The sequence below is a fragment of the Streptosporangium sp. NPDC006007 genome (assembly GCF_040614315.1).
Classification (GTDB): Bacteria; Actinomycetota; Actinomycetes; order Streptosporangiales; family Streptosporangiaceae; genus Streptosporangium.
Window position 1 is genome coordinate 100005 of the sequence record NZ_JBEXUG010000010.1, and the last position, 21066, is coordinate 121070.

Genomic DNA, 21066 nt, shown 5'->3' on the forward strand with positions numbered 1-21066 from the left:
CCGGGTGCACCCATGCCGTGGATGGGGCAAGGGATCACCCGGTCAGGCGGGTGGGGGAGTGGAGCGGGTGACGGGGGCGAATTCGCGCTGTGTGCCTCCCTGCGGGGCAGTGGTCTCAGAGCTTGTACAGCTTGTTGAATGGTGTTGTGATGCGTTCCTGCCGCGATCCGAAATCGATGACCACGGCGACCTCGTCTTCTACGCCGATGACGACGCCAAGGCCGTACCGATCGTGGGTCACCTGGTCGTTCACGCTGAACCGCTCGGCGGGCGGGGCGGGAGGCGGAGGTTTGAAGGGACTGGTGGACAGGTGATGGCGGGGCGCGCCACTAGTATTCTGCGCCTGAAATTCACCGCGTAAGTTTGTGCGCTTATCTGTATGTCGCTTCCCGGTTCCTCCGCGGTGGAGATTCATCTGACCGACGCTGAGCGTGCTCAGCTGATCGCCATGTCGGCGGACGGATACGGTGTCCAAGTGGCGCACCCGGTTCCTGCGCCTGAGACTCGACGGGCTGATCGATGAACAGCGCCCGGGCCGACCGCCCTCGATCAGACTGGATCAGGTGGAGCAGGTCGTGGTGGCGACCTTGGAGCAGACGCCCAAAGGCGCCACGCACCGGTCGCGGATCTCGATGGCGCAGCGCAGCGGGCTGTCCAAGTCGACGATCGGGCGCATCTGGCGGGACTTCGGGCTCAAACCCCATCAGGCCGGCACCTTCAAGCTGTCGAGTGACCCGCTGTTCGTGGAGAAGGTCGTCGATGTCGTCGGGCTCTATCACAATCCGCCCGAGCGGGCGGTGGTGTTGTGTGTGGATGAGAAGTCCCAGATCCAGGCCTTGGATCGCTCTCAGCCGGTGTTACCGATGATGCCGGGGATGCCTGAGCGCCGCACCCGCGACTACGTGCGCAACGGCATCACCAGCCTGTTCGCGGCCTTCAACGTCGAAGACGGAACCGTCATCGGCGAGTTGCACCGCCGGCACCGCGCCGCCGAGTTCAAGAAGTTCCTGATCACGATCGACAAGACGGTCCCTGCGGAGTTGGACATCCATCTGATCTGCGACAACTACGGCACCCACAAGACCCTGGCGATCAAGGCGTGGCCGACGCGCCACCCCCGGTTCCACATGCACCTCACCCCGGCGGGCTCCTCGTGGATCAATCAGGTCGAGCGCTGGTTCGGCTTCCTGACCGACCAGCTGATCAGGCGCGGGGCCCACAAGAGCGTGCAGGCCCTGGAGAAAGACATTCGCACCTGGATCAGCCAATGGAATGACAACCCGCGGCCGTTCGTGTGGAAGAAGACCGCGGAGGAGATCCTCGAATCCCTCGCCCGATATTGCCGACGAATTTCAGGCGCAGGACACTAGCTGGTTTCAGCTTCTCCAGTATGTGCCGCCTTTGAGAACGCTCGCGACATAAGATCGGCCAGCTTGTTGAAATGATCAAGATTCGGGCGAGGATTCGACTCCTGACCTGGGCCTTGGCGGGCAGGGCGGATGACGGGAATCGAACCGGACAGGTAACAGGGTTCTCGCACGCAGGGTTGCCCTTTGGGCTGGTCACGCCTGCCGGGTTGAGCGAGGAGGTGGGCTCGTACATGCCACTGGGCCAAGTTGACGAGCATCGCGGGCGTTATCGCCGAGATCCTCATCTCGCCGCCGAGCGTGCTTGTGGTCGTCGCGACGGCCGGCGGCATCCTCACCGCGACCGGCGAACTGCCGCTGGAGAGCTTCATCGGGTTCCTCGTGTTCAGCACGGTCACCACCGCCGGATTCATGACGGTCATGATGTCGGTGCATCCGCTCGTCAGCGCGCTGAGTGTTTCCCACAGCATCCGGGAGCTGCTCTCCAGCCCGGAACCGCCCGTACCGGACCAGCCTGTCGTGCCCGATCCGGAGACTCCCGAACCGGTCGTGCGTATACGAGGCGTGCGCTTCGCCTACGGAGACACCGTTGCCCTGGACGGTATCGATCTCGCACTCGAACGCGGCACCGTCACCGCCCTCGTCGGCCCGTCCGGTTCCGGCAAGAGCACACTACTGAAGCTCGTCGGCCGCTTCTTCGACGTCGACGAGGGATCCGTACGCATCGGCGGCCGTGACGTGCGAGAGCTCGGCAGCACCGGTGTGTCGCGTCTCGCCGCGCAGGTGTTCCAGGACGTATATCTCCTCGAAGGCAACGTCGCCGACAACCTCCGCATGGCCAACCCCAACGCGAGCGACGACGACCTCGAACGCGTCGCCCGCGTCGCCCGGCTCGACGAAGTCGTCCACCGTCTCCCTCGCGGCTGGGATACGCGCGTCGGTGAAGCGGGCTCCGCCCTCTCCGGTGGAGAGAAACAGCGGGTCTTCATCGCCCGTGCCCTGCTCAAGGAGGCACCCGTCGTGCTGCTCGTCAGCCACGACGACGAACTACTCGCACTCGCCGGCGACGGGGAACTCCACCTGCGCCTCCTGCGAGAGGCGCCCACCATCTGCTCGGCTTGATCCCAGAGTGATTGGCAGCGGCCGGAACGGCCGCTGCCCGTCGGTTCAGATGGCCGGCGAGGCTCGTCGCCGGGGGTGCCCCGGGACCGCGAGACTTACCGGGGTCGTCGCCAGGACGAGCGGCGGGTTGACGCCACATTACATCGGCCACTCTGATGATCATGGCGGACCGCTTGGCGGGGAGCGCCTGCTGGGACGTGATGTTGGGGCCAGTGCGGGGTACTCTGTTGGTGTATGCGCTATTGCCGAGGTCGGAGAGTTCGTTCCGCCGGTCGGTGGCGCCATGTCTGCCCCGGTGGTGTCGCTGTCCTGGGTGTCGCGGTTCTGCCGTTGTTGCCCCTGCTCACTGTCCGCAGGGGTATGGATTAGGTTAGGCTAACCTTCCTTGTGTTGGTGGAGTCGGACGACGGAAGCCGGCCGGTCCCGCACGACGAGGGCACGGGAGGAGCGGGACATTCTGCTAGATATCAGCGAACTGGCCCGAAGGGCAGGAGTTCAGCCGTCCGCGCTCCGGTACTACGAGCGGGAAGGGCTGCTGACGCCTGCGGGCCGGTCGAACGGGCGCCGGATGTTCAGCGACGAGGGGCTGGTGCAGCTCGCGGCGATCGACTTTTGGCGGGAGGCGGGTTTCACAATCAGGGAGATGGCCGTACTGCTCAACGACGTGAACACCTCGATGGATGCCGTCAAGAAGATCGCTTCAGCGCGGGTCGCCGAGTTCGACGAGACCATCAGCCATGCCGAGCAAGTCAAGAAGCTGCTGTTCGAGCTCATGGAGTGCGGCCACCAGCAGCTCAACGAGTGCCCGTACTACCAGAGCATTCTGAGACAACGGGCCAACAGGATCCTCATGGGTGACTACCAGGGGTTCACCTCCCGGCGGACGCCGCACCCGCCGGAGTGACCCGGCCGGGTTCCAAGCCTTTGTCGCGAGAATGTATGGATTGCCGTGGCAAGGTAACGAGTTTCCGTCCGCTCATCCCCGGCCGGCGCGGGACGATCGATGCGGACCTGCACGCCCGCATGGGCGACGTCCGGCCGCTGCTCGGCGGCGACACCGTCATGTGGGAACTCGGCGACGGCTCGGCCGGCCACGTGGACCCGCCCCGGCTGCTGCACGAAGGACATCTTACCGACTTCCCCGCGATCACCACGGCCGTGGTGATCGACTGACCCGCGCCGAACGGAGTCCTCATCTGAGGGAAGCACGGAGGGCTTTCTTGTCCACCTTGCCGATGCCCAGGTATGGCAGCCGGTCGACGACCTCAAGCCGCTCAGGCAGCTTGAACCGCGCCAGCCCCCGCCCGGCCAGGAAGCCGCGCACTTCCCGCAGGTCTGGGACGGGCCGGTCGGCGTGGCACACCACGTACAGGCAGACGACCTCGCCGTAGCGCTCGTGCGGGGCGCCGATGACCGCGACCCCGGCCACCGAGGGGTGCTCGGCGGCCAGCGACTCCAGCTCGGCCGCCGGGATCTTCTCGCCGCCGCGGTTGACCACGTCCCGGCACCGGCCCTCGACGACAAGCGAGCCGGAAGGCTGGTGCACCCGGACCAGGTCGCCGGTGCGGTAGTACCCGTCCGCGGTGAAGCTCCTGGCGTTGGCCTCCGGGTCGGTGTAGTAGCCCGCGACGGTGTAGGGGCCGCGGGTCAGCAGCTCGCCCACCTCGCCCGGTGGCACCGGGCGGCCGTCCGTGTCGACGACGAGGATCTCGTCGGCGGGCGAGGCCGGGCGGCCCTGGGTGTCGAACGCGACGTCGTCGCCGTCGCCCAGCGCGGTGTAGTTCAGCAGGCCCTCGCTCATCCCGTAGCACTGCTGTACCCGCGCGCCGAGCGTCTCGGGAATCCGCTCGACCTGGGCGCGGCTCGGCCGGGCCCCGCCGACCTGGAGCACGCGCAGGCTGGAAAGGTCGTGGTCGGTGTCGGCTGCCGCGGCCCAGCGCTGGGCCAGAGCGGGAACCAGCGCGCAGTGGGTGACCCGGTGCCGTTCGATCAGCTCGAAGGCGACCGACGGTTCGGCCGAAGGGCCCAGCACGACCCGGCCGCCCGCGCCGAGAGTGCCCAGCACGCCGGGGCAGCCGAGCACGAACCCGTGCGTGGCGGGCATGACCGCCAGGTACACCGAGTCCGGGCCGACGCCCGCCAGTTCGGGGGTGATCCGCAGCTGGTAGTCGTATGCCTCGTGGAGCCGGGGAATCACCTTCGGTGGACCCGTGGTGCCGCTGGACAGCAGGCACAGCGCGGGATCGCCGAGCCCGGCGGTCTCCGGCTCCGGCGACGGCGGCCCGTCGGCCTTCGGCGGTGCGCACAGGTCGGTCAGGTCGACGACCGACGCCTCGTCCGCTTCCTCCACACCGGACACGAACAGGCTGCGCACGCATGAGTGCGCCGCGCGCAGGCGCTCGGCCATCGCCAGGTGGTCGAAGCGGGCCACGGTCGCCGGGACGGCGACGGCAACCGGCTGAGTGATCCGGACCAGGTGGTTCAGCTCATAGTCGCGCAGCGCGGTCGGGGTCATGACCGGCGGCGCACCGATGCGCGAGAGCGCCAGCGTCAGCACGACGAGTTCGAGGTCGTTGGGCAGCTGCACGATGACCGCGTCGCCGCGCCGGACGCCGCGGGCGGTCAACCGGGCGGCTGCCGCCGCCACCGCGGCGGCCAGCTCGCCGTGAGTCAGGCTTCGCTCGCCCGCAGTCAACGCGACGGCGTCCGGGCGGGTCCGCGCCGCTGAGAGCACGGTCTGGTCGACTCTTGCGCCGCCCCACAGCCCACTTTCCCGGTATCGCTGTGCGCGCTGCTGGTCAATCCTGCTCAGTGGCTCCCGCACCGGTGGCTCCCTTTGTGCCGTGTGCACGCGCGTGCTCGATCCGCCCGGCCAGCTCGGCCACGGTGAAGTCGTGCTTGTCCCACAGATCGACTACGACACCGAACCGCCGGTGGAGTTCCTGCTCCAGCTCGACGGTCTCGGTCGAGTCCAGGGCCAAGTGGGCGCGCAGCCTGCGATCCGCCGTGATCTCGTCGTCCTTCACGCCCAGCGCCAAGAGGATTTTCCGCAGTTCGCCCATGAATCGAAGGATAACGACGGAATTCGTTGCGCCGCATACATCCTTGGTGCTAAACCATTCGGCCAATACCTCGGGCGCGATCCCGCGGACAAGACTACGGAACCGTGGCGACATCACCGAGCTACCTCGTCCCGTATCCACAACGCGGAAGCGTGCTCGCCGACGCGGAAGTAGACACGATCACCGAGATCTTGAGATCCGGCGCGCCGCTTTCCGGCGGCCCTTACCGGGAAGCCTTCGAGCGGCGGTTCTGTGAGCTGGTCGGCGCGCGGCACGCGCTGTCGGTGACCAGCGGCACGGTGGCGCTGTCGCTCGCGATCAACCTGCTCGGGCTGCGTCCGGGCGACGAGGTGCTCGTGACGCCGCAGACGTTCAAGGCCACCATCCAGCCGCTGCTCGACCTCCCGGTCACCGTCCGGTTCTGCGACGTCGACCCGATGACGCTCAACGTGGACCCGGCCGGCGTCGAGGCGCTGGTGACCGAGCGCACCAAGGCGATCGTGCTCGTGCACTATGGCGGGCTGCCCGCCGACATGGACCGGATCATGGGCATCGCCCGGCGGCAAGGCATCGTGGTCGTGGAGGACTGCGCGCACGCGCTGGGCAGCCGCTACCGCGGACGGCGCCCCGGCGCGCTAGCCGATATCGGCTGCTTTAGCTTCCACACCAGCAAGAACATCACCACCCTCGGCGAGGGCGGGATGGTGACGGTGCACAACGAGGAGCGTGGCCACGAGTGGGCCGAGCGGCTCGACCGCATGCGCTCCAACAACTCCGACGCCGTCTTCGTGCCCGCGCCACTGCGCATCGGCAACCGCGAGGACGCGCCGTCTTGGATGCTGCACGCGGGCAACTCCTACACCCACGACTGCGTGGAGATGCGCTATTCGGGCACCAACGCCACCCTGTCCGAGCCCGCCGCCGCGGTCGGTATCGCCCAGCTTGACCGGCTGGACCGGCTGGTCAAGCGTCGCAGGGAGAACTCGGCGCGGATCACCGAGGTGCTGCGCGGGTTCCCGTTCGTCGAGCCGGTCGCCGAGCCCGCGGACGTGGTGAACGCGTACCACCTGTACACGTTCCTCGTCGACCCGGCCGCGGGTGTCGACCGGGACGCGGTCGTGGAACGGCTGCGCCAGCTGGGGGTGCAGCTGCAGCTGCGGTACTTCCCGCTGCACCTGCTGCCGGAATGGCGCGCCCGCGGGCACCGGTTCGGTGAGTGCCCTGCCGCCGAGGAGGTGTGGTTCCGGCGGCAGGTGAACGTGCCCTGCCAGCCGAGTCTGTCCGACCAGCAGGTCAGCCACCTGCTGGAGGCGCTGCACACGGCGCTCACCGAGGTGGAAAGGACTGTGCGATAGATGACCGGCTCAGACCTGTTCGACATCGTCGTCGTGGGCGGCGGCCCGGTCGGCCTGTCCACTGGCTGGCAGGCCGCGGCCCGGGGCCGGCGCACCCTGGTGCTCGACCGGCACGGCTTCTTCAACGAGCGCTGCGGGACCAGCGGGGCCGAGCGGCACTGGCGGCTCCAGTACACCCAGGAGGACCTGTTCCGGCTGACCCTGGAGGCGCTGCCCAGGTGGCGGCGGCTGGAGAGCCTCGCCGAGCGCACCCTGATCCACGAGATCGGCAGCCTCTGGTTCGGCGATGTCGATGTGGAGACCAACGAAGGCCAGATCGCCGAGACCATGCGGGTGATGGACCGGCTCGACGTGCGCTACGAGGCGCTGACCGCCCGGGACATCGAGCGCCGCTTCGGGTTCGCCCGCCTGCCCGGGCACTACGCGGGGTTCCTCCAGCCCGGCGGCGGCACCATCGATGTGCGCGGCACCCTGGCCGCGCTGTACGGCCTGGCCCAGCAGGAGGGCTGCCTGTTGCGCGGCGGCGAGCGGGTGCTGGGCCTGGAGCCTGACGCCGACGGCGTCACCGTGCGGACCGACCGGCAGACCTACCGCTGCGCGAAGGTCGTGCTCGCCAACGGTGCCGAGGTCAACAGCCTGCTCACCCCGCTCGGCCGCGGTCTCGACATCAAGCTGTACGAGATGGCCCTGGTGTCGCTGCGCCGCCGTGACCAGGCCGTCGACTTCCCGTTCTGGTTCGTCTTCCAGCAGCCGACCGAGGAGGACACGAACCTGTTCTACGGCTTCGGCCGCAACCCGTGGTCGCCCAGCGAACTGGTGCGCCTCGGTCCGGTGTTCGAGGTCGACCCGATCGCCGGCGCCGACCACACGACCGGCGAGCCCGATCCCCGCCACGTGACCCGGCTGTCCACATGGGTGGGAAACCACCTGCCCGCGCTCGACCCGGAGCCGGTGCGCACCTCGACTTGCCTCGCCGTGCTGCCCGGCGACCTCCGGCGGCAGTTTTACCTCGGCCTGGCCACCGACCTGGTGCCCGACGGCGGGAATATCGTGCTCTATAGCTCGGGCTGGGGGTTCAAGTTCGTCCCGCTGCTCGGCGAAGTGTGCGTCGACCTCGCGCTCCACGGTAGCACCGAGCACGACATCTCCCGGCTGGCCCCCACCGCGACCCAGGAGGCCGCCAGGTGACACCGCGCGACCACACCGAGATATCCGGCCGGTATGTCGCGGTCGTCGGCATGGCCTGCCGGTTCCCCGGGGCGCCGGACGTGGACACCTTCTGGCGCAACCTCCGCGACGGCGTCGAGTCGATCACCACGTTGTCCGACGAGGAGCTGCTGGCCGAGGGCGTGCCGCAGGAGCTGTTCTCCCGGGGCGACTATGTGCGCTCCGCGTCGGTGCTGGACGGCGTCGACCTGTTCGACGCCGCGTTCTTCAACATCCCCGCGCGGGAGGCGGCGCTGCTGGACCCGCAGCAGCGGCTGTTCCTGGAGACCGCGTGGCACGCCTTGGAGGACGCCGGGCGTGGACCGGGCACCGACCCCGACGTCGCGGTGTTCGCCGGGGCGAACATGCCCGCCTACCTGATGTCCAACCTGCTCGGCGGCAGGCGGATCGTGATGAACTCGACGATGTTCGAGCTCCAGATCCACAACGACAAGGACTACCTGGCCAGCCGTACCTCGTTCCTGCTCGGGCTGACCGGCCCCGCGGTGACCGTGCAGACCGCCTGCTCCAGCTCGCTCGTCGCCGTGCACCAGGCCGGCCAGGCGCTGCTGGCGGGGGAGTGCGGCACCGCGCTTGCGGGCGGCGTGTGCGTGCGGGTACCGCACCGGGTGGGCTATCTGTTCGAGGAAGGTCTGATCTACTCCCCGGACGGGCACTGCCGCCCGTTCGACGCCGGCGGGCAGGGCACTGTGTTCGGCAACGGCGTCGGCGTCGTGGTGCTGCGCAGGCTGGAGGACGCCGTCGCCGACGGTGACCGCGTGCTCGCCGTGCTCCGCGCGTCGGCGGTCAACAACGACGGCTCGGACAAGGTCGGCTACACCGCGCCGAGTGTGGCCGGGCAGGAGCGGCTCGTGGCCGCCGCGCTGGCGGTGGGCGGCTTGGACGCGCGCACCATCACCGCGGTCGAGGCGCACGGCACCGCGACCCCGGTCGGCGACCCGATCGAGATCAAGGCGCTGAGCCGGGCGTTCGCAGCGCACACCTCCGACACCGGGTTCTGCGCGGTCAGCTCGGTCAAGGGCAACGTCGGACACCTGGAGTCGGCCGCGGGCGTGGCGAGCCTGATCAAGGCCGTGCTTCAGCTGCGCCACCGCAGCCTCGCGCCCACCGTGCATTTCCAGACTCCCAACCCGCGCATCGGATTCGACGACTCGCCCTTTCGCGTCACCGCCGAGCTGACCGAGTGGACCAACGGCACACACCCGCGGCGCATCGGGGTCAGCTCGTTCGGTATCGGCGGCACCAACGCCCACGTCATCCTTGAGGAGGCCCCCGCGCCCCGGCCTGCGGCCCCGCCGGACCGGCCGGCGCAGATCGTCGTGCTGTCCGCGAGGTCTCCGCGGGCGCTGGAGGAGGCCACCCGGGACCTCGCGGCGCACCTCGGCTCCGGCCGGGGCACGGGCAGTCTCGCCGACATCGCCACCACCACCCAGCTCGGCCGCGGCGCGCAGCCGTTCCGGCGGGCCCTGGTGACCGGGGACGTCGACGAGGCTGCCGCCCTGCTCGCGGGCGCGGACCCGGCGCGGGTGTTCAGTGCGGTCGCGCCGCCCGACCCGCCCAGACTGGTGTTCCTGTTCCCCGGCCAGGGCACCCAGTACCCGGGTATGGGACACGGCCTCTACCTCGGCGAACCGGTGTTCCGGGCCGAAGTCGACGCCTGTGCCGATGCGCTGGCCCCGCTGCTGGGCGCCGACCTGCGCGAGGTGATGTACCCGGCGGCGGGCGCCGACCCCGAGGAGGCGGCCCAGCGGCTGGAGGACACCGGGTTCGCCCAGCCCGCGCTGTTCGTCACCGAGTACGCGCTCGCCCGCCAGCTCGCGTCCTGGGGCCTGACCCCGGACGCGATGGTCGGCCACAGCCTCGGTGAGTTCGCCGCCGCCTGCCTGGCAGGCGTGTTCGACCTGCCGGATGTGCTGCGGCTGGTCGCCATGCGGGGCGTGATGATGCGGAACCTGCCGTCCGGGGCGATGCTCTCGGTCGCCGCGCCGGAGGAGCGCGTGCGCGAGCTGCTGGCAGGGGAGCCGTCCGGCGCCGTGTCCGTCGCCGCGGTGAACGGGCCGGGCCTGTGCGTGGTGTCCGGTCCACACCCGGCCGTTGCCGAGGTGCGGCGGTTGCTGGCCGCGGCGGACGTGCCCGCGCGCGGTCTGCGCACCTCGCACGCCTTCCACTCGGCCATGATCGACCCCATGGTGCCCGCGTACACCGACCTTGTCCGCGAGGTTGGCGCGGCCCGGCCGGCGACGCCGATCGTGTCCACGGTGACCGGCCGGTGGATCGAGGACGAGCGGGCCACCGACCCCGAGTACTGGGGCACCCACATGCGCTTGCCCGTCCGCTTCGGCGACGCCGTGCGCACGGCCACCGGACCGGACCGGACCGTCCTGCTGGAAGTCGGGCCGGGCAACACCCTTGGCACCCTGTCGCGCCAGGCGGTCGAGTCCGCCGCCAGGACCACGGTGCTGGCCACCCTGCCCCGGCCGGACGAGGACCGCTCCGACCCGGACGCACTGCTGGCCTCGGTCGCGGGACTATGGCTCGCCGGCTTCCCCGTGGACTGGACACGGCTGCAGAGCCGCGGCGCCCGCGTGGCCCTGCCCGGGTACCCCTTCCAGCGCAAGCGTTACTGGGTCGAGCCGCGCGCCACCGTCGGCGCGGGCGGTGCGGAGCTGGTCGTCGACATCCCCGCGCCGGAGGAGACGGGCGGCGCCGTGACCGCGGGCAGCAGGCCGGAACACCTGCTCACCCCCTACACGGCGCCCCGCGACGAGCTGGAACGCGGCATCGCCGCGCTGTGGGAGGAGTTTTTCGGCTTCCACCCGATCGGCGTGCACGACAACTTCTTCGAGCTGGGCGGCCACTCGCTGCTGGCCACCCAGCTGCTCAACCGGGTGCGGGCCGAACTTGGCCGCTCGGCCACCCCGGCGCAGCTGCTGTCCCGGCCGACCGTCGCCGCGCTGGCCGAGCTGCTGGCCGGGCAGGAGTCCGACGGCGTGGTCTTGGCCCCGCTGCCCGCGATCACGCCCGAGCCCGCGCGGCGGTACGAGCCGTTCCCGCTTACCGAGATGCAGCAGGCCCAGTGGATCGGCAGGCTGGGCAGCTTCGACATGGGCGGCGTCGCCCCACACCTCTACCTGGAGTTCGACAGCGACGCGCTGGACCTGCACCGGCTGGAGCGGGCGTGGCAGCAGGTGGTGCGGCGGCACGAGATGCTGCGGATCGTCGTGCTGACCGACGGCCGCCAGCGAGTGCTGACCGACCTCTCGGACTACCGCTTCGAGGTTCTCGACCTGCGCGGGGTCGACCAGCCGACGGCGGAGGCCCGGCTCGCCGAGGTGGCCGACCGGATGGCGGCCGACGTCCGGCCCACCGACACCTGGCCGCTGTGGGAGATTAGGGCCACCTGGCTCACCAGCGGGACACTGCGCGTGCACATCGGTTTCGACCTGCTGTGCGCCGACGTGGCGAGCTTCTTCTACCAGGTTCTGCCCGCCTGGCGGGACTTCTACCAGGACGCCGGGCTTTCGGCCGAGCCGCCCGAGCTGTCGTTCCGCGACTACGTGCTCGCCGAGGAGGCCCTGCGCGAGACCGAGCTTTACGAGCGCTCGCTGGCGTACTGGCGAGACCGGGTGCGTCAGCTGCCCCCCGCTCCGGAGCTGCCCACCGCGCTGGCCCCCGGCGAGCTGGGCAGGCCCATGTTCGTCCGGCGGCATGCGAGGCTGGACGCCCAGGTGTGGGCCAGGATCAAGGAGAAGGCGGGCGAGCACGGGGTCACCCCGTCCAGCGTGCTCGTCGCCGCGTACGCGGCCACCGTGGCCCGCTGGAGCAAGAGCCAGCGCTTCACGCTCAACTTCACCGCGGTGAACCGGCTGCCCTTCCACGAGGAAGTCGACGACATGGTCGGCGAGTTCGCCTCGTTCGAGCTGCTTGAGGTGGACGCCCGCACGCCGCGCACCTTCGCCGGGCTGGCCACCCAGGTGCAGCGGCAGAGCTGGGAGGACTTCGAGCACCGCTACGTCAGCGGCGTGCGCATCCTGCGCGAGCTGAACCGGGCGCGGCAGGACACCACCGGGGCCGTCATGCCGGTCGTGTTCACCAGTGCCCTGCCCACCGGGCAGGACCCGGCTCAGGCGTCGTCGCCGGTGGCCTGGCTCGGTACGCAGAATCGGTTCATCTCGCAGACCCCGCAGGTCACCGTCGACCATTTCGTGCTGGAGTTCGACGGCGCGTTGGAACTGGCGTGGCACGCGGTGGACGAGCTGTTCCCGGACGGCCTCATGGCCGACATGTTCGGTGCGTACCAGGACCTGCTCGCCGGGCTGGCCTCGTCTGACGGGTGGGAGCGACCGCCGTCGGCCGACCTGCCGGCCGGGCAGCTGACGCTCCGGGAGCGGGTGAACACCACCCGCGGGCCACTGCCCGACGGGCTGATCGTGGAGCCGGTGCTGGCGGCGGGCGTGGCCCCGGCGACCGCGGGCCGGGACGCGGTGGTCACCGCGGAGCGCACGCTCAGCCACGCCGAGCTGTGCGGCAGGGCCGTCGACCTGGCCGCGACGCTGGCCGCGCGCGGGCTCGGCCCCGGCGCGCCGGTCGGGATCGGCGTCGCCAAGGGCTGGCGGCAGATCGTGGCCGTCGTCGGGGTCGCCGCCGCGGGCTGCACCTACGTGCCGATCGACCCCGGCCTGCCGGAGAGCAGGCGCGCGTGGCTCGTCGAGCACGCGGGTGTCGAGTGCGTGGTCACCACGGACTCGGACGGGAGCACCTGGCTGGTGGACACCGTCGCGGTCGCCGAAGAGCCCGACTGGCGGTCGGCCGACGTGACCGGATGGCGGTGCCCGGCAAGCCGCGACGACATCGCCTACATCATCTACACCTCCGGGTCGACCGGCACCCCGAAGGGCGTGGCGGTCACCCACACCGGCGCGGGCAACACCTTGGACGATGTCAAGGACCTGTTCGGGATCACCGCGGCGGACCGGGTGCTCGGCCTGTCCTCGCTGAGCTTCGACCTGTCGGTGTTCGACGTCTTCGGGGTGCTCGGCTCCGGCGGCGCGCTGGTGCTGCCCGAACCCGCCGCACGGCGCGACCCGGCCCGGTGGATCGAGCTGGTCCGCGCGCACGGCGTCACGGTGTGGAACACGGTGCCCGCGCTGCTGGAGATGCTGGTGACCCACCTGGAGGCCACGCCGCAGGGCGGCCCGGCGCTGCCGCTGCGGCTGGCGATGCTCAGCGGCGACTGGATTCCGGTCCGGCTGCCCGACCGGGCCCGTGCGCTCGCCGGCGAGCTGACGGTGATCAGCCTGGGCGGCGCGACCGAGGCGGCGATCTGGTCGATCTACTACCCGGTGGGCGAGGTCCCCGCGCACTGGACGTCCATCCCGTACGGCTTCCCGCTGCGCAACCAGTCGTTCCACGTGCTCAACGAGCGGATGGAGCCCGCCCCGGTGTGGACCGTGGGGCACCTGCACATCGGCGGAGCCGGGCTGGCGGCCCGCTACTGGAACGACGAGCAGCGCACCGCGGAGTCGTTCATCACCCACCCGGACACCGGGGAACGGCTCTACCGCACCGGCGACCTCGGCCGCTACCTGCCCGACGGCTCCATCGAGTTCCTCGGCAGGGAGGACTTCCAGGTCAAGATCGGTGGATTCCGCGTCGAACTCGGCGAGGTGGAGCACGCCATCGCCGCGCACCCCGGGGTAGCGAAAACGGTGGCGACCGCGATCGGGCCGCGCACCCAGCAGCGGCTGGTCGCCTACCTGATCCCCGCGGAGCCCGGCGCGGACGCCGAGTTGGTCGAGTCGGTGCGCGCGCACCTGGCGGACGCGCTGCCCGCCTACCTGATCCCCGCCGACATCCTGGTGCTGGACGCGCTTCCGCTGTCCGCCAACGGAAAAGTCGACCGGGCCGCGCTGCCCGCGCCGGGCCGCGTCGGCGACACGGCGGGGGAGACGGTGGTCGGGGAGCGGCTGCGCGAGACCGTGGAGCGGTTGACCGCGCTGTCCCGGTCGGTGCTCGGCGTGGAGGCGGTCGGGGCCGGGGACAACTTCTTCACCCTGGGCGGCGACTCCATCATGGGCATCCAGCTGGTCAGCCAGGCCAACGCGGCAGGGCTGCCGATCGCCCCGCAGGACCTGTTCGAGAGCGACACCTTCCTCGACCTCGCCCGGTGTGTCGTGGCGGGAGCCGACGTCGCCGACACCACCGCGGTCCCGCTCTCCGCGCGCCAGGCGGAGCTGCTCGCCGTCGGGGCGGTCAGGTGGGTCCAGGTCGCGGTCCCGGCCGGGTTCGACTCTCGCGTCGCCGACCGCGCGCTCCAAGAGGTCGCTACCCGGCACACGGCGCTGCGCCTGCGCCTCGGGTCGCGTGACGACGGCACGAACACCGCGGCGACCGGCCTGTCCGACACGGGCGCCGGGCCCGACATCGCCGAGATCGACCTGAGCGGACTGCCCGAGGACGGCCGGACACAGGCGATCGCCGAACTGGTGGCCGAGATGGCCGAGGAGCTGGACCTGACCGCGGGAGACGGCGTCAAGGTGGCGCACATCGCCGCGGGCGACGGCGATGGCCAGCTGGTCTGGCTGAGCGCGGCGGCGGCGCTGGACGACAGCTCGCTGCGGCTGCTGCTCGGCGAGTTCGCCCACGCCTACCGTCAGCTGGCCGGACACGGTTCGGTCGACTGGGCTGACCGGCCCATGTGCTTCCTGGAGTGGGCACGAGAGCAGCCCGCGCCCGCCACGGTGGCCGAGCCCGTGCAGGCGGCTCCGGTGCGCCTCGACGAAACCGCGATCACCGTGCTCGCCCCGGACGAGGTCACCGCGCTCCGGGAGACCGCCTTCGCCGCTTACCACCTGGACTTCGCGGAGGCGGTCGCCGCGGCTGTGGTCGTGGCCATGCGGTCGGTGTCGGACGACACGCCGGTCGTCGCGGTCGAGCGCAGCCGCCGGGAGCCCGCTGTGGAGGGTGTGGCCGGCCGGTTCACCGACCTGGTCGCGCTCACCGCGGCAGGCCCGGCTGATCCCGGGCAGGTGCTGTCCTCGGTCAAGCGGGAGTACCGAGATCCGGCTGGGCCGCTCCCGCCCGGCGGGCTGCTCCTGCTGCACGAAGTGGTCGGCGCCGACTGGCAGACGGGCGGCGGGGTCTTCTCGCCGGCCGGATTCGCCGGTCCCGACGGGACCAACCTCCGGCCGGGCACCGTGTCCGAGGTCGGCGCCGCGCTGGTGGACGGCGAACTGCGGATGCGCTGGCGCGGAGCGGCCACCCGGGTGGCCGCCGCCTTCCCGGACGCCGTCGCGGCTGTCACCGGGCACTGCCGCAAGGCGGGCTCGGGCACCTACTCCCCGTCTGACTTCCCCCTCGCCGGGCTCGACGCCGACGATCTCAGCGCGTTCCTCAGTACGCTCGACGACGAAAGGCAGGCGACGTGAGCGCCCACCGGGCCGCCAAGGGCATCGAGGACGTCTACGAGCTGACCCCCATCCAGCAGGGCCTGCTGTTCGAGCAGCTCAAGCGCCCCGGCGCCGGGGTCTACATCGAACAGCTCGTGCTCACCTTCGCAGGCTCCATGAACACCGACGCGTTCGGCGGGGCCTGGCAGCGGGTGGTGGACCGGCACCCGATCCTGCGCACCTCCTTCCACTGGCGGGCCGAAGGGCAGCCGCTGCAGGTGGTCCGCTCCGGCGTCGAGCTGCCCATCGAGGTGCTCGACTGGCGGCACATCCCGGTCGCCGAGCAGCAGGAGCGGCTCGACGTCTGGCTGGACCGCGAGCGGGTCGAGGGGTTCGAGCCGGCCAAGGCTCCGCTGATGCGGATCACCGCCATCCACAGCGAGCAGGACACGTGGCTGTGCGTCTGGCGGCTCTCGCACCTGTTGATGGACGGCTGGTCGTTCGCCATCGCGATCACCGACTTCGTCACCGCCTACCGGTCCTGTTGCCTCGGCGAGGAGCCGGTCTGGGGCCCGATGCGCCCGTACCGGGACTACGCCGCGTGGTGGCGCGCGCAGGACGGCGCCGACAGCGCGGAGTTCTGGCGGTCCGAACTGGACGGATACCATCCGCCGGAGCCGCTGTTCCTGGGCGGCTCGCCGCCTGAGCCCGGCGCGCCCAGTCACGGTTTCGCCGAGCTGGGGCTGGCCGCGATCGAACCGGGGCTCATTGAGCTGGCCAGGACCAACCAGCTGACCATGAACACGATCGTGCAGGGCGCGTGGCTGATCGTGCTCGCGCACCACTACGGCACCACCGACGTCGCCTGCGGCTTCACCATGGCGCACCGGCCCGCGCGGCTGCGCGGCAGCGAGATCATCCTCGGGCCGCTGATCGCCACCATGCCGGTGCGGGAGAAGCTGGAGATGACCAGGGCCGCGCTGTCCTGGCTGCGCGACCTCCAGGTGCACATCGCCGCGGTTCGCGACCACACCACGGTGCCGCTGTTCGAGGTGCAGCGCCTGCTAGGCCTTCCACTGGACGTGCCGCTGCTTGAGAGCAGCGTGTCCTACGAGAACACGCCGATGCCGGACTTCGCGCTCCAAGAGACCGGCATGAGGTTCACCCACCTGCGCTACGACGGCCGCCCGCACTACCCGATCACCATGGTCATCATGCCGGGCGACGGTATGCCGCTGCGGGTGATCTACGACCGCGGCCGCTTCTCCGCCGAGGCCGCACAGCGGTTCTGCGACCAGGTCAGCACGCTGCTGGTCACTCTGGTCGAGCGGCCGGACCTGACTCTGGGCGAGCTGTCGCCCGCGGCGGTGCCCGCCGCGCCGGTCAGCGGCGCCGTCGGCCTCGAGATCGACGGGCGGGCGCTGCACGACACCTTCACCGAGCACGCGCGGCGGACGCCGGACGCCGAGGCGGTCGTCTTCGGCGACATCCGCCGCACCTACCGCGAGCTGGACGAGCACAGCGACTGGATCGCCCACCGGCTGATCACCGCCGGAGTGCGCCCCGGCGACCGGGTCGGTCTGTGCCTCGTACGGTCTCACCTGCTGGTGGCCGCCGTGATCGGGGTGTTCAAGGCCGGGGCGGCTTACGTGCCGCTCGACCCGGGGCTGCCCGCGGCGCGGTCGGCCGACATGGCCGCCGACGCGGGCATCTCCGCGGTGGTGACCACGCCCGACGTGGCCGCCCGGACCCCGGCAGCGGCGGGCGCGGTCGTCGTGCTCGGCGACGAGCGGCCCGCGCGGCCCGACGGGCTGCGGCTGCCCGGTACGGTCGCCGACGACCCGGCGTACGTGCTCTACACCTCCGGCTCGACCGGGCGGCCGAAGGCTGTCGTGGTGTCCCACCGGAACGTGCAGAGCCTGCTGTCCGCGGGGCGTGAGCTGTTCGCCTTCGACGAGCGCGACGTGTGGACGTTCAGTCACTCCTTCGCGTTCGACTACTCGGTGTGGGAGATGTGGGGCGCGCTGGGCAACGGCGGCAGGCTGGTCGTCGTTCCCCAGCGGACCGTGTGGTCGCCGGAGGACTACCATCGGCTGGTGCGCGCGGAGCTGGTCACCGTGTCCAGCCAGACACCGACGCTGTTTGAGCACTTCGCCGCCGTCGATGCCGCCGCGGACGCCGAATCCGTTGCGGGGACGGCGCTGCGCTGCGTCTTCATCGGAGGCGACCGGCTGTACACGGCCGTGCTGCGCGACTGGATCGACCGCCACGGGGACGAACGGCCGCGGGTCTATAACCTGTATGGGGTCACCGAGGCCGCCGTGGTGTCCACCTGCTACCGGGTCACGGCCGACGCCGTGCGGGACGACGCGCCGGTGCCGATCGGCACGGCGCTGCCCAACCAGCGGGCGTACCTGCTCGGCGACCGGGACCGTCCGGTGCCCCAGGGCGCGCGGGGCGAGCTGTGCGTCGCGGGCCTCGCGGTGGCGCTGGGCTACCACGACCGCGCCGAACTCACCCACCGCCGGTTCGACGTCGAGCCCGCCCCGCCCGGCGAGCGGATGTACCGCACCGGCGACCTCGCTCGCGTCCTGTCCGACGGGACGCTGCAGTACCTCGGCCGGGCCGACAACCAGGTCAAGATCCGCGGCTACCGGGTCGAACTCGGCGAGGTCGAGTCCGTGCTGCGGGCCCACCCGGCCGTGCGCTCGGCGGTCGCCACCACCCGCAGGAACGCCGCAGGCCCGGCCGACCTGGTCGCCTACGTGACCCCTTCCGGTGACGCCGTCGCCGCGGTCACCCCGGCGGGGCTGCGGGAGTTCGCCGCGCAGCGCCTGCCCGAGCACATGGTGCCGGTGGCGGTCGGCTGGCTCGACGAGCTGCCCACCACGGTCGGCGGTAAGATCGACGTGCGGGCGCTGCCGGACCTCGACATGGTCCGTGGCGATCTCGTCGAGCCCGCCACGGAGCTGGAACGTGATCTCGCTACCCTGGTTGCCGGGCTGGTCGGCGCGAGCGCGATCGGGGTGCGCGACCGCTTCGCCGCCCTCGGCCTGCACTCGGCGCACCTGATGCGGCTGATGAGCGTGCTGCGCTCGGGCTGGGGCGTGTCGGTGCCGCTGCACGAGCTGTATGTCGCGCCGACCGTCGAGGCGCTGGCGCGGCTGGTCGAACGGGAGCGAGCATGACTGCCACCGGTCCGGAGGTGAACACCGCGACCGTAGTCCGGGCGGGCGAGCTGACCGATGAGCAGTGGCGATCCAAGGTCTGCGACTTCGCCCGGCGGGAGATCGCCCCGCTCTCCGCCGAGATGGACCGCGACGCCACCCTGCACCCCGGACTGCGCGCGAAGCTGTTCGCCGCCGGGCTGATGGCGATCGAGGCGCCCGCGCGCTACGGGGGTGGCGACGGATCGCTCATGCAGGTGGTGCTGGCGATCGAGGAGATCGCCAGGGTCGATCCCGGCGTCGCCGTCGCTATCGACGTGCAGAACGCGCTGATCGTGGCCACCCTGCTGCGGCTGGGCACCGGGGACCAGAGGCGCAGGCACCTGCCGCTGCTGGCGACCCGGCACGTCGGCGCCTTCTCGCTGTCGGAGGAGCAGGCGGGCAGCGATGCGCTGGCGGTCAGCACGACCGCCGACGCCAAGGGCGGCGGCTTCGTGCTCAACGGGCGTAAGCGCTGGACGAGCAACGCCCTCCAGGCCGATCTGTTCCTTGTGTTCGCCCGGGCCGAGGGGCACGGTACCTCGGCTTTCCTGGTCGAGCGCACCGCGCCGGGCCTGTCGATCGACCCGCGCACCGAGCAGTTGGGGGTACGCGCGGCCACGACCGCGGACCTGGTCCTCTCCGACGTCGCGGTGCGCGCGCAGAGCTGCGTCGGCGGACTCGGCGGCGGCGACGGTGTGGCCATCGCCGCGCTGGACATCGGCCGGATCGGCATCGCCGCGCAGCTGGTCGGGCTGGCCCAGGGCGCGCTGGACGAGGCGGTCGCCTACAGCAGGCGGCGGGAGCAGTTCGGCCGGCGCATCAGCGGATTCCAGGGCGTCCAGTTCGTTCTCGCCGAGACCGCGACTGAGGTGGCGGCGGCGCGGGCGCTGCTCTACGACGTGACCAGGGCGGTGACCTGCGGCGCCGATGTCGCCGAGCGGCTGCGGCTGTCGGCGATGGCGAAGTACTTCGCTTCCCAGGTCGCCGAGCGGGCGGCCTCCCGCGCGGTGGAAGTGCTGGGCGGCAACGGCTTCACCCGTGACTACCCGGTCGAGCGGTTCTACCGGGACGCCAAGGCGGGACGGATCTATGAGGGCACGTCGAACATTCTGCTGCGCGCGATCGCGGGCTCGCTTCCGGCGGAGCGGACATGAGCGGCGGGAACGGCGGCCCCGGCGGACGGAGAACGGTCCGGCTCTACTGCCTGGCCCACGCCTGCGGTGACGCGCGGATGTACGCCCCGTGGTCGGCGTGGCTGCCTGAGCACGTCCAGGTGTACCCGGTGCAGCTGCCCGGCCGCGGCGACCGGGTCGGGGAGCGGCCGCGCTGGACGTTGCCCGAGGTCCTGGCCGAAGTGCTCGACGCCGTGGACACCCGTGGCCCGTACGCCTTGTTCGGGCACAGCCTGGGCGCGCTGCTCGCCTTCGAGGCCGCGCACCGGCTGCGGGAGCGGCCGCCGGTCCGGCTGATCGTGTCCGGACACCGCGCCCCGCACCTGCCGCTCCGGGAGGAGCCCACCCACCACCTGCCCGACGAGGAGTTCGTCGCCCGGCTGGCCGTCCTCGGCGGGATGCCGCAGATCGTGCTGGACAACCCCGAGTTCCTGCGGATGCTCCTTCCGGCCATGCGCGCCGACCTCACCGTGTCCGAGACCTACCGGTACCGGGAGCGCCCCACGCTCGACTGCCCGGTTTCGGTCTTCGGCGGCACCGAGGACCCGACCGTGGGCCGCGACGAGCTGATCCTCTGGCACCGGCACACAGCGGGGATCTGCCGGATCACCCAGTTCCCCGGCAACCACTTCTACCTGACGGCCGACCCCGATCCTGTGCTGGCGGCGCTGGCCGGGGAGCTGTCCGGGCCCGCCCGGTCAGGAGGTGGGCTACCGGCGCTGTAACGGCACCGGGTGGTCGATACGCGGGTACGCGGGCACCAACGCCGAGCGCATCGCGATGACGACCGCCTCGGTGCGGTCGGCCGCGCCGAGCTTGCGGTAGATCATGTGCAGGTGGGCCTTCACCGTCTGCTCGGTGATGTGCAGCGTCCGGCTGATCCGGCGGTTCGTCGCCCCCTGCGTGAGGAGTTCGAGCACCTGCTGCTGGCGCCGGGTCAGCTGGACGCCCTGGCGGGGGACGGTGAGCACGGCCGCCGGGGCGAGCTCACCGCGGATTGGCCGCGGCTCGCCGAACGGCGGCTCCTGGCAGGCGGCGACCAGCCTGTTGCGGGCGTCGCGGGCCAGCTCGCCGATCATCTGGAAGTGCGCCAGCACCTCGTCAAGGCTTCTCATGGCAGCCGCGAGGTCCCCGTCCTTGTGCGGCGGGTGTGACATGATCCAC

The 21066-nt window shown here is 71.2% G+C and carries 13 protein-coding genes and 1 pseudogene; 10 read left to right on the forward strand and 4 right to left on the reverse strand.

The window, feature by feature from the left end; genetic code table 11:
* Positions 1 to 115 precede the first annotated feature (115 nt).
* Positions 116 to 253 (reverse strand): hypothetical protein, encoded by a 138-nt coding sequence (locus ABZ194_RS11020; protein WP_355594769.1) that lies wholly within the window; start codon positions 251 to 253, stop codon positions 116 to 118.
* A 211-nt stretch (positions 254 to 464) separates the two neighbouring features.
* On the opposite strand from ABZ194_RS11020, the pseudogene ABZ194_RS11025 reads away from it, so the two are divergent.
* The 4 genes and pseudogenes from ABZ194_RS11025 to ABZ194_RS11040 all read left to right on the forward strand — a co-directional run.
* A pseudogene (locus ABZ194_RS11025) lies at positions 465 to 1370 on the forward strand (IS630 family transposase); the annotation flags it as partial.
* 246 nt (positions 1371 to 1616) lie between these two features.
* Complete coding sequence (locus ABZ194_RS11030; protein ID WP_355594771.1) at positions 1617 to 2489, forward strand: ATP-binding cassette domain-containing protein; 873 nt, start codon at positions 1617 to 1619, stop codon at positions 2487 to 2489.
* A gap of 385 nt (positions 2490 to 2874) precedes the next feature.
* Positions 2875 to 3393: a MerR family transcriptional regulator gene (locus ABZ194_RS11035; RefSeq protein ID WP_355594773.1), complete on the forward strand. Its 519-nt coding sequence runs from the start codon at positions 2875 to 2877 to the stop codon at positions 3391 to 3393.
* A 35-nt stretch (positions 3394 to 3428) separates the two neighbouring features.
* Positions 3429 to 3662 (forward strand): hypothetical protein, encoded by a 234-nt coding sequence (locus tag ABZ194_RS11040; protein WP_355594775.1) that lies wholly within the window; start codon positions 3429 to 3431, stop codon positions 3660 to 3662.
* Between the two features lie 19 nt (positions 3663 to 3681).
* Here the strand turns inward: ABZ194_RS11040 and ABZ194_RS11045 are convergent, their stop codons facing one another.
* Both ABZ194_RS11045 and ABZ194_RS11050 read right to left on the reverse strand, forming a co-directional pair.
* Positions 3682 to 5313, reverse strand: coding sequence for an AMP-binding protein (locus ABZ194_RS11045; protein ID WP_355594778.1), 1632 nt, complete (start codon positions 5311 to 5313; stop codon positions 3682 to 3684).
* A complete protein-coding gene (locus ABZ194_RS11050) occupies positions 5288 to 5551 on the reverse strand; it encodes an acyl carrier protein (protein ID WP_355594780.1) in 264 nt (87 codons plus the stop codon). Before ABZ194_RS11050 ends, ABZ194_RS11045 begins: the two co-directional genes overlap by 26 nt.
* A 104-nt stretch (positions 5552 to 5655) precedes the next feature.
* Between ABZ194_RS11050 and ABZ194_RS11055 the strand changes: the two genes are divergently transcribed.
* Genes ABZ194_RS11055 through ABZ194_RS11080 form a run of 6 tightly spaced genes read left to right on the forward strand, consistent with a single transcriptional unit; the run spans position 5656 to position 20627 of the window.
* A complete protein-coding gene (locus ABZ194_RS11055; protein ID WP_355594782.1) occupies positions 5656 to 6906 on the forward strand; it encodes a DegT/DnrJ/EryC1/StrS family aminotransferase in 1251 nt (416 codons plus the stop codon).
* A complete protein-coding gene (locus ABZ194_RS11060; RefSeq protein WP_355594783.1) occupies positions 6907 to 8094 on the forward strand; it encodes an FAD-dependent oxidoreductase in 1188 nt (395 codons plus the stop codon).
* Positions 8091 to 15560 (forward strand): amino acid adenylation domain-containing protein, encoded by a 7470-nt coding sequence (locus ABZ194_RS11065; protein ID WP_355594785.1) that lies wholly within the window; start codon positions 8091 to 8093, stop codon positions 15558 to 15560. Before ABZ194_RS11060 ends, ABZ194_RS11065 begins: the two co-directional genes overlap by 4 nt.
* Entirely contained in the window at positions 15557 to 18709 is a 3153-nt protein-coding gene (locus ABZ194_RS11070; RefSeq protein WP_355594787.1) for an amino acid adenylation domain-containing protein, read from the forward strand. The genes ABZ194_RS11065 and ABZ194_RS11070 overlap by 4 nt, the downstream gene beginning before the upstream one ends.
* Complete coding sequence (locus tag ABZ194_RS11075) at positions 18706 to 19884, forward strand: acyl-CoA dehydrogenase family protein (RefSeq protein WP_355594789.1); 1179 nt, start codon at positions 18706 to 18708, stop codon at positions 19882 to 19884. Before ABZ194_RS11070 ends, ABZ194_RS11075 begins: the two co-directional genes overlap by 4 nt.
* Positions 19881 to 20627: an alpha/beta fold hydrolase gene (locus tag ABZ194_RS11080; protein WP_355594791.1), complete on the forward strand. Its 747-nt coding sequence runs from the start codon at positions 19881 to 19883 to the stop codon at positions 20625 to 20627. Before ABZ194_RS11075 ends, ABZ194_RS11080 begins: the two co-directional genes overlap by 4 nt.
* Here ABZ194_RS11080 and ABZ194_RS11085 read toward each other — a convergent pair.
* Complete coding sequence (locus ABZ194_RS11085; protein WP_355594793.1) at positions 20613 to 21059, reverse strand: LuxR C-terminal-related transcriptional regulator; 447 nt, start codon at positions 21057 to 21059, stop codon at positions 20613 to 20615. The two genes, ABZ194_RS11080 and ABZ194_RS11085, sit on opposite strands and share 15 nt — an antisense overlap.
* Positions 21060 to 21066 lie beyond the last annotated feature (7 nt).

Coding starts and splice junctions, on each gene's coding strand:
- ABZ194_RS11075 (WP_355594789.1), top strand. CDS start 18,706: ATGACTGCCACCGGTCCGGAGGTGAACACCGCGACCGTAGTCCGGGCG.
- ABZ194_RS11080 (WP_355594791.1), top strand. CDS start 19,881: ATGAGCGGCGGGAACGGCGGCCCCGGCGGACGGAGAACGGTCCGGCTC.
- ABZ194_RS11040 (WP_355594775.1), top strand. CDS start 3,429: ATGGATTGCCGTGGCAAGGTAACGAGTTTCCGTCCGCTCATCCCCGGC.
- ABZ194_RS11085 (WP_355594793.1), bottom strand. CDS start 21,059: ATGTCACACCCGCCGCACAAGGACGGGGACCTCGCGGCTGCCATGAGA.
- ABZ194_RS11060 (WP_355594783.1), top strand. CDS start 6,907: ATGACCGGCTCAGACCTGTTCGACATCGTCGTCGTGGGCGGCGGCCCG.
- ABZ194_RS11050 (WP_355594780.1), bottom strand. CDS start 5,551: ATGGGCGAACTGCGGAAAATCCTCTTGGCGCTGGGCGTGAAGGACGAC.